General features: G+C 45.2%; 3 protein-coding genes. 2 read left to right on the top strand and 1 reads right to left on the bottom strand.

Annotated features, from left to right (window positions below; translation table 11 throughout):
- Both B7C60_RS19625 and B7C60_RS14940 read left to right on the top strand, forming a co-directional pair.
- Nucleotides 1-807, top strand: an 807-nt coding sequence (locus tag B7C60_RS19625) for a 7TM domain-containing protein (protein ID WP_281251722.1), incomplete at its 5' end; no start/stop codon positions are given.
- A gap of 1 nt (nt 808) precedes the next feature.
- Nucleotides 809-1,783: an alpha-L-glutamate ligase-like protein gene (locus tag B7C60_RS14940; protein ID WP_099612337.1), complete on the top strand. Its 975-nt coding sequence runs from the start codon at nt 809-811 to the stop codon at nt 1,781-1,783.
- Nucleotides 1,784-1,861: 78 nt separating this feature from the next.
- Here the strand turns inward: B7C60_RS14940 and mukB are convergent.
- Nucleotides 1,862-5,911, bottom strand: a 4,050-nt coding sequence (gene mukB, locus B7C60_RS14935) for a chromosome partition protein MukB (RefSeq protein ID WP_245869531.1), incomplete at its 5' end; no start/stop codon positions are given.

Genomic DNA, 5,911 nt, shown 5'->3' with positions numbered 1-5,911 from the left:
CCAGAAACGGGGATTCAACCCACTCAACCTAACCTTTTAGTATGGGATGAATCGAATATTTCGCTACTGGATGTGATCGGCGGCCAAAATAGCCAAGTTCATTTTACCATGATTGCGCAAGAGGTTTCTCCCCAGCAAGCCACGACCAGTAAAGTGGAAGCAGATGGTTTACTCAACCTCTCGATTCATAGCTTGCCTTTGGAAGAGCAAGCAATGTTTAAAACGATTATGCTTATTCCTATTGGTGCTCTGATCGTGGTATTTTTACGTATCATCATCGGTTTGAAAACCTCTGGTACTTTTATGCCAGTACTGATTGCCGTGGCCTTTGTACAAACACAACTGACCACTGGCATTGTGGGTTTCCTACTGATTGTCGGTACCGGTCTGATTATCCGCAGTTATTTATCGAAACTCAATTTATTACTAGTTGCTCGTATATCGGCCGTCATTATCTCGGTTATTTTAATTATTTCGGTCTTTACCGTGGTGGCGTTCAAAATTGGGTTAACCGAAGGTTTAACCATCACATTCTTCCCGATGATCATCTTGTCATGGACCATTGAACGTATGTCCATTCTCTGGGAAGAAGAAGGAGCAAAAGAAGTCATTCTACAAGGTGGCGGTTCACTATTAACTGCCGTGCTGATCTATTTAGCGATGACAAATAGTTATGTCCAGCATCTTACCTTCAACTTTATTGGCTTACAGCTGGTTGTGTTAGCCGCTATCTTATTGCTCGGAACCTATACCGGTTACCGTATCACTGAGTTGCGTCGCTTTAAACCTTTGGTGGATGGAGATTAAGATGTTTCTCTCTCTTTCTGAGTACACCTCCCCTTTCAAATTGCGCCGCAAAGGGATCATGGGGATGAACAAACGTAACCACAGTTATATCGGCCGTTATAATGACCGCTCTAAATACCCCTTGGTTGACGATAAACTGCAAACAAAATTAATTGCTCAACGAGCAGGCTGTACGGTGCCTAAATTAATTGGTGTGATCAGCAACCAAGGTGATGTAAAACGAATTCATAGCATGGTTGAGCACTGGCCTGGTTTTGTTATTAAGCCAGCTCGTGGTAGTGGGGGAAAGGGAATTTTAGTCATTAGTTCTCATCAAAATGGGCTATATACCAAACCATCCGGTTCAACCATTACTAAGGAAGATGTTGAAAGGCACATCAGCAACGCTTTAGCTGGATTATTTTCATTAGGCGGTAAAAATGACGTTGCCGTGATAGAAAACCTAATCAAGTTTGATGATTGCTTTGATGGCTTTAGCTATGAAGGCGTACCTGATGTACGAATTATCGTTTTTAAAGGTTATCCCGTTATGGCGATGATGCGTTTATCGACTTCAGCCTCCGATGGAAAAGCAAACCTGCACCAAGGAGCGGTCGGGGTTGGAATGGATATCGCTACCGGTAAGGCTGTGCGTGCCGTTCAGTTTAACCGTCCGGTCACCCATCATCCGGATACCGGCAAAGATCTTTCAACCCTGACCGTACCACATTGGGAACGGCTTTTAACCTTAGCGTCCAGTGCATGGGAAATGACCGGGCTTGGTTACTTAGGGACAGATATGGTACTCGACAAAGAAGAAGGCCCCATGGTGCTCGAACTCAATGCTCGTCCGGGGCTAGCCATTCAAACCGCCAATGGTGCTGGTTTGCTTCCTCGTCTCCAACATATTGAAAATTTAGGTTCATCATTGATTTATCCGACCCCAGCTGAACGGGTAGCTTATGCGGCAAAACAGTTTGGTAACCCAGAAAAATAAGTGACCAAACCGCTAATCTATTTCTGCCGATACAAAAACGCCTTCATATCGAAGGCGTTTTATGATCAAAGCGAACCGTTAATTTAACGCTTCAGCCAATTGTTGCGCTTCACTTTTTACTTGCTCTTGATTTGCAAAACCACGTAAACCTACCACATGGACATGTTCGTGATCTTTAAAGACTTTACGAACAAGCTTGTAAGTTGTGCCCTTCTCTGGGCTAATATTTTCCGGCGCGGCGATCAACAATTGCATATCCAAACGCTCACAAAGCTCAAATAAGGTAGCGATTGACTTTGCATCCAAACGTGCTGCTTCATCTAAGAAAAGCAAGCGACAGGGAACAATATCTTTACTGCGTAAACGACGAGATTCTTCTTCCCAGCTTTGTATCACCATCAGCAGGATCGATTGCCCCGTACCAATAGCTTCACCAGTAGACAATGCGCCAGACTCGGCTTGTAGCCAACCATCGGAGCCACGGTTCACTTCAACACTTAGCTCAAGATAATTACGATAATCCAGCAGCTCCTCCCCCAACACCTGAGGTGAACGCTGTCCCATATCAATGTGTGGGTTGACTCGTTGGAACAGTTTCGCCATTGCTTCAGAGAAAGTATAACGAGTGCTTTCAAACAGGTCTTTATGCTGCGTTTGTTGCTCAGCTAGCCCACTGAGCAAAATTTCATGACTTTCACGCACTTTGACGTTAAGACGAACGCCTTTCACTTGACCAAAGGCAATATTCGATAGCCCTTGGTTAAGCATACGAATACGATTTTGCTCACGTTGAATCGTCTTACGGATAATACTAGCAACAGAATCAGAGCTGATCGCCAAGCGATTTTCTCGCTGAGTCAGTTCTTCTGTTAGACGAGCAAGCTCAACCTCCATTTCCTCAATCGCTTCAACTGGATCATCTGTTCGAATGATATCTTGACGAATACGTTCCCGTAGATGCTGATAAACAGCAATATAAAACAGCACCTTACGTTCAGGATGTGCATTATCTTCTGATAAGCGTAACGCATCGCGTAATTCTTCATTATTAGCAACCGCTAAACGCAAAGCCCCTAGTGACTTATCCGACATCGAGCGGAGTTCACTGGCTGATAAATACGCCAGTTCACGCTTATGTAAACGACGTTCGACATCATTTTCACGCGCCAGGCGCAATACTGAACACCAACCCGCTTTTACATTCACCACCAAGGTACGCAGGTCTCGATATTCTTTTTCCAATTTTTTCAGTCGCTTAACTAACGACTTCATTTCCATTTCGGTCGAGGTGATCGTTCGCTCATATTCACTCCGACGACCACGAGAGCTATGTAAACGTTCATGCAGATCATCACGACGTTGCAAAGCACGACTTAATGCGCTCTCATCGGCCTGAACCCCAAATTCTTGTAGCTCTTGCTTAAATTCCTGTACTGTTTCCAGCTTGGCTTGATGAGAGCTTTTTAAAGACGCCAAGACTTGATGATACTGACTCAACTGAGTTTGTGCTTGCTTTAATTCATCGCGACGACGATTTCGAATGCTTTCCGCTTGTATGAGTTTCCCTTTCAACTGCTCACTTAACTCACTACTCTGGCTAAGTAGATGAACAGAGTCAGAGTAAGAAAAATGCTGGCGACGCTCATAGAGATCAGACAGAGCAAAGATCTGACTTTTTAAGCTTTGCAGCACCTGATCCGCTTGTTGATATTGCTGCTCGAGTGCATCAAACTGCTCTGGATCCACCTCTAGAGCAGAAGCCAGAGCCTGTAACTGTTCAACCGTTTGACGATGCTGAGCAAGAAAGACCTTCGCTTGGCTCAGATGCTCCAATTTATCATTCAGTACAGTTAAGCGCTCCTGCAAGGTATTTTCAGCCAGCAGACGCCAATTCGGAGCAATACTATCGAGTGTCGATAAGGCTTGTTTACTCAATTGGCGTTGGCTGCGTTGTTGCAGCTCTTGATTTTCCAGCTCAGTTAGCTGACGAAGTACCTGATTGCGTTTTTCACGTGCCGTCAATAATGCTTGCTCAGGATCATCTTCAAATGCGCACTGTAAATGCTCAGCCACAAAAAGGTTAAAACTGCTGTATAAACGTTGCAGTTTTTGCGAATCAAAAGCCGCTTTGGCATGCGCTTCAACGATCTCTTCTCGTTCTAAACGAAGTTGCTCTAAACGTTGCTCACGAGCAGCTCGCCCAAATAAAGGGATCTCTGGAAAACGAGAATAGCGCATTTGTCGATCATTTAACTGAACACAAACCGCCCCGGCTAACTCTTCAACATCAATCGAACTGTCATCAAAGGCATCGATATCCCCTTCGATTAAATAGAGATCTTCAGGACAATCATCCAGCTCAACCAACTTCTCTTTTATGCCAGATAAATCAGAGACCACGATCGCATGCCGAGCAGGGCCATACATCGCACTAAAATAAGGCGCATCCTCCAGAGTAATATCATCATAAATTTCAGACAATAAAACGCCACCTAGTGTATCGGCCAACCCTTTCAAACGAGGATCGTTTGAACCGCCCGGTGAAGCAAGCCGCTCAATTTCGCTATCAAGTAAGGCTCGACGCTGAGCCAGTTTGTCCTTCTCCAGCGATTGTACTTTTTCACGCTCTAGCAGCGATTGCATCTCCCGCATGACAGACTGGCGGTCATTTAACTCAGCACCACTTTGTTCGCGTAAAATTGCTAAAGCATCATTGGCTTGAATCCATGCTGGAGCAATGCTTTCACAACGGGCAATATCAGAGTGTAGTTCTTGCTCAAGGCGACGTTGCTGACTTCTCTGCTCACGTAGCGTTTCTTGGCTCTGCTCCAAACTCTCTAACAACGCTTGGTGGCGTTCACGCTCTAACTCAAGGCTATCTTCTTCACTCAGAAGAACCTGATGGTGCTTGTAATAGTCATTGACTTGCTGCTGTACAAGGTTTTGCTGTTCAATTCGATGGTGCAGATCTCGCTGTTGCTCCAACCACGACTGTTCATTTTGTACTACCTGTTGAGCATCTTGTGCTTGACGTAAAATAGTTTTCGCATGTTCAGCCGCTTGGCTACGGTCGACGTCTCCCACCACGCTTTTCACTAAACTCAGCGCTCGTTCAAACTGCTCAGCCGCCGCTGATGACATATCCAATTTGTGTTTTACTGATAATAGCTCGCTGGTTTTTTGCTCTTGCTGGGCATTCAGCTCACTGATTCGCGCATGAGCAACTTCTGCGGAGAGAGTGGGATCATTAAGCTGCTGGCGAGCTTTGTCGAGGGCTTGTAACGCTTGTTGGTATTGCAAAGCGCGGGTCTGTTGTACATCAAGCGCTTGTTGATAATCAGCCAATTGCGTTTTCAGGCTATCGACTTCTTCCTCGGCCATCGTCGCTTGTTCTTCCGCCAACATGACACGTTCTTGCGCTTCTTCGACCACCATTAACTGCTCTTCAAGACGAATACTGAGCTCTTCTAAATCCTCTTGATAACGAGCAATTTTTTCTTGCTGTCGCAGGGCATTTTGCATCAGTTGTAAATGATCGGAAGCGCCTTGGTAATCTTGCTCTAGTGCAGACTCTTGTTCAGCCAGCATTTCTAACTCTTCATGAACACGATTAAGTAACTGGTTTTGCTCAATTAGGGTTTCACGAGCGGTAAAAAGCTCTTGGCGCAGCGACAAGGTTTGCTCAACGTTAATACGACGCTCATTCGCGTGGCGCATATAGTCAGCAGCAACATATTGGGTTGACTCAGCAATTAGATGTTTGAACAGATCTCGATCTGCTTGCGTGTTTTTAATGGCTTCTAAAGTCATGCGATTTTCACGCAATGCCGATTCCATATCTTGGAACGCTTTTTTCACTCCGCCATTTTGTGGCAATAAATAATCACGCAATGAGCGGGTAATCGCGCTGGAAATACCGCCATATAACGAGGCTTCAATCAAGCGGTAAAATTTGGAACGGTCACTGCTATTTCGCAGTTTTTTAGGCACCACGCCTGATTCAAACATCTGACTGTGGTAATCCACAATCGAAGCAAATGGTTTGAAATGTGCCCCTTCGATACGACTCAGGGCTTCTTTCACTTCATTGAGCTGACGAACACGGGCATGGTGATCTGAAACACTTTC

This window comes from Vibrio fujianensis (assembly GCF_002749895.1).
GTDB classification, from domain to species: domain Bacteria; phylum Pseudomonadota; class Gammaproteobacteria; order Enterobacterales; family Vibrionaceae; genus Vibrio; species Vibrio fujianensis.
The sequence above is the reverse complement of the archived record's forward strand: the minus strand, read 5'-3'. Positions and strand labels throughout refer to the sequence as shown.